General features: G+C 58.8%; 4 protein-coding genes. 3 read left to right on the top strand and 1 reads right to left on the bottom strand.

Going from position 1 to position 3,074, the window contains the following annotated elements; translation table 11 throughout:
• On the top strand, window positions 1-890 hold an 890-nt coding region (locus tag FY112_RS00880; RefSeq protein WP_151517398.1), incomplete at its 5' end, for an NAD-dependent epimerase/dehydratase family protein.
• Between the two features lie 104 nt (window positions 891-994).
• Here FY112_RS00880 and FY112_RS00875 read toward each other — a convergent pair.
• Window positions 995-1,309: a hypothetical protein gene (locus FY112_RS00875; RefSeq protein ID WP_131619583.1), complete on the bottom strand. Its 315-nt coding sequence runs from the start codon at window positions 1,307-1,309 to the stop codon at window positions 995-997.
• Window positions 1,310-2,120: 811 nt separating this feature from the next.
• Here FY112_RS00875 and FY112_RS00870 point away from each other — a divergent pair.
• Window positions 2,121-2,825: a CerR family C-terminal domain-containing protein gene (locus FY112_RS00870; protein WP_131629779.1), complete on the top strand. Its 705-nt coding sequence runs from the start codon at window positions 2,121-2,123 to the stop codon at window positions 2,823-2,825.
• Window positions 2,822-3,074: biotin/lipoyl-binding protein (locus FY112_RS00865; protein ID WP_151517397.1), on the top strand; the 253-nt coding region annotated here is incomplete at its 3' end. The genes FY112_RS00870 and FY112_RS00865, both read left to right, overlap by 4 nt.

Here is a 3,074-nt window from a genome sequence, read left to right as displayed (position 1 = left end):
AGATGCGCCATGCGGCACTCTCCCAGTTTCCGGCCTTCAAACCCGTCATATCAATGCTCGAGGACCGGCCAGCGCTGGAAGCGGCTGTTCTGGCGGCCAAGCCCGACATCCTGATTCACCTCGCCGCACAGGCCGGCGTGCGCTACAGCCTGGAAAATCCCGAGGCCTATCTTCGTTCGAACGTCGAAGGCTCGTGGAATATCATGGAAATCGCGCGGCGCGTCGAAATCCGCCATCTGATGCTGGCCTCGACATCATCGATCTATGGCGCCAATGCAACCGTCCCCTTTCGCGAGACCGATCGCGCCGACGAGCCGCTGACCATCTATGCGGCGACGAAGAAATCGATGGAACTGATGGCGCACAGTTATGCCCATCTTCACAAGATTCCGACCACGGCCTTTCGCTTTTTCACCGTTTATGGCCCGTGGGGCCGCCCTGACATGGCGCTGTTCAAATTCACCAAGAACATGCTCGAAGGCCAGCCGATCGAGATCTACGGCGAAGGCAATATGAGCCGTGACTTCACCTATATAGACGATCTCATTGAGGCGATTGTCAGGCTATCGGCGGTCGTCCCGTCCGAGGGAAATCGCCTCGAAAACACGGCTGTCGAAACGCTCTCGCGCCAGGCGCCCTTTCGCGTCGTCAATATTGGCGGCGGCCAGCCGGTCAGCCTGATGGATTTCGTCGAAACGGTGGAAAAGGCGCTCGGCCGTCCTGCCATCCGCAAGATGCTGGCGATGCAGAAAGGTGATGTGCCGCGTACCTTCGCGGCCCCCGATCTGCTCGTCGCGCTGACGGGCTACAAGCCGGATACGACCCTGGAGATCGGCGTCAAGGCCTTCGTCGACTGGTATCTCGATGTGCGCGGCGAACTCGACGCCTAGCGGATGTCGCGCAAAAGTGCGTAATGGTTTTGCGACAACGACATGCGACGCGCTTTAGGTGCGGATGATCTTAGGCCCTGATCGACCTAAGATCTGGCTAGGTATCAGCGAAGAAACGTAACCGCCTGCACGGCCTCGACCGCTGTCGAAAACACGTAACCGACGACAACGGTCAGGCTCTGCGAATAGGTCTTGAGCCGATAGCCCTCGCCCTCGACCGCAGCCGGGCTGCGCAGGACGAAAGGAACGCCTGGGCGCACGAAACCGGCGCGAGTCGTCAACGGAACTTCGGGCGCATGGCCGATGGCGGAGGTGTACATCAGGTCGCGGGCAAGGCTGGCGGGGCCGACGGCGAATGCCGGCTCGGCAGCGGCAGTGATGGTCAGGGTCAAGGCGATGGCGGCAAGAGTTCTGTGCATGTTGAAGTCCCCGTTTGCGGATCAGCGGGCGTTCGGTTTGCCCGGCTCCAAACGATCGACGCGTCTGTCCACGCTTCGGTCGCTTTCATGAGACCACTCTACACATCAGTATTTTCAGGGCTTTTAAGCAGATCGGTCAAATTTTACGAAATTTGACTTTCTGTCCGGAAGGCTCGCGAGCGCATAGCAAAAACATTCGCTGGCCCGATGTCGAGAACGCAACATCGGCCAATTGTACCGCTGACCTGGACGCTGCATCGCAGTTTATAGAATGCGATCCAGCTTCTTGTTAATGTGCAGGTTCGGCATCAATCCCGCGCTTTGCGCGGCATGATAGGATTCTCGCGCCGCATCGAACGAGATCGACCACATGATGGCGCTGAGCAGCAGCGCGATAATATAAATCTGAATACGCATCGAACCGGCGATACGGAAAGAGCAAGGCAGTTTTGTGTCAAAACAGTGCCGCAGGGATCACGAAAAAGTGGCGGCTTTTTTGTTTTGCGGCCGGTCGGCACCAGACATATTAGTGTCGTGAAAATTAGCGATATTATACCGCTACCTGTTAGCAGCCGACCCCAAGGCTTGGTTCCTCTTCCCACCCCGAGAACCCTGAGAGACCCGTTCCCACGGGTCTCTTTGCCTTGTCGAACGCTGAACGGCACATATCGATCCCCCATCAGGCCACGCATCCAGCCATGAGCGATCTCACGTTCTTGCCTTGCCTCAGTAAAGGCATCGGTCGATAACATCTACTTTCGAAATATATCAATCGATTGACTTATTTGTCCATCGGCGTTATAAACCCGTCATGACTCAGGAACGCGATAACCAACCTTCACCAGCCTCTGCCCGCGCCGAGATCGCGCGCCAGAAGATGCTGACCGCCGCTCTCGACGTCTTCGGCCGCTATGGTTTCGATGGCGCCTCGACGCGACAGCTGACCGAAGCGGCCGGCGTCAACCTGCAGGCAATCCCCTATTATTTCGGCAGCAAGGAAGGTCTCTACATCGCCACCGCCGAATATCTGATGATGCAGATCAATACGCATGTCGGTGACATGAGGGCGCACGTCGGCGCGCATCTGCTGGCGCTCGATGCTGCAGGCAAACCGCTTGGTGAAGCGGAGGCTCGCCATTTCCTGACCGAGATTTTGCAGACCATGGTGACGCTGTTCGTCGGCAAGGAGTCCGAATCCTGGGCGCGCTTCCTGATCCGCGAGCAGATGGAGCCGACAGAAGCCTTCACACGGGTCTATCAGGGCCTCATGCGGCCGATGATTGAGATGAGCCGGCGGCTGATCGGCGCCATCCTTCATGAGGATCCCGCCTCGGAACATGTGCGCCTGCGCACCTTCACCCTTCTCGGCAGCATCCTCGTCTTTCGCGTCGCCCATGCAGCCGTGCTCGCCCAGATGGAGTGGGAGGGCGTCGGCCCGGAACAGGTGGAAACCGTGCGCGGCCTCGCCGCAGAGCTGGTCGATGCCATCGGCGCATCGAAAGGAAGTGCCGCATGAAACGCATCTTTCCCATAGCCATCCTTCTTCTCGTGGCGGCGGGTGCCGCCGCCTGGTGGTACGGCCTGCCCGAAAAGCTCGGCTGGTTGCCTGAGGCCCGCCGCGAGTTCGTCCTTTACGGCAATGTCGATATCCGCCAGGTCTCGCTCGGTTTCCGTGTCAGCGGCCGTCTCGCCGAACTCCATGCCGACGAAGGCGACGTCATCAAGAGCGGAGACGTTCTCGCAAATCTCGATGCAGCACCCTATG

The sequence above is a fragment of the Rhizobium sp. PEPV16 genome, from assembly GCF_008919455.1.
Lineage (GTDB): Bacteria > Pseudomonadota > Alphaproteobacteria > Rhizobiales > Rhizobiaceae > Rhizobium > Rhizobium leguminosarum_Q.
This window is presented reverse-complemented; position numbering and strand designations above follow the sequence as displayed.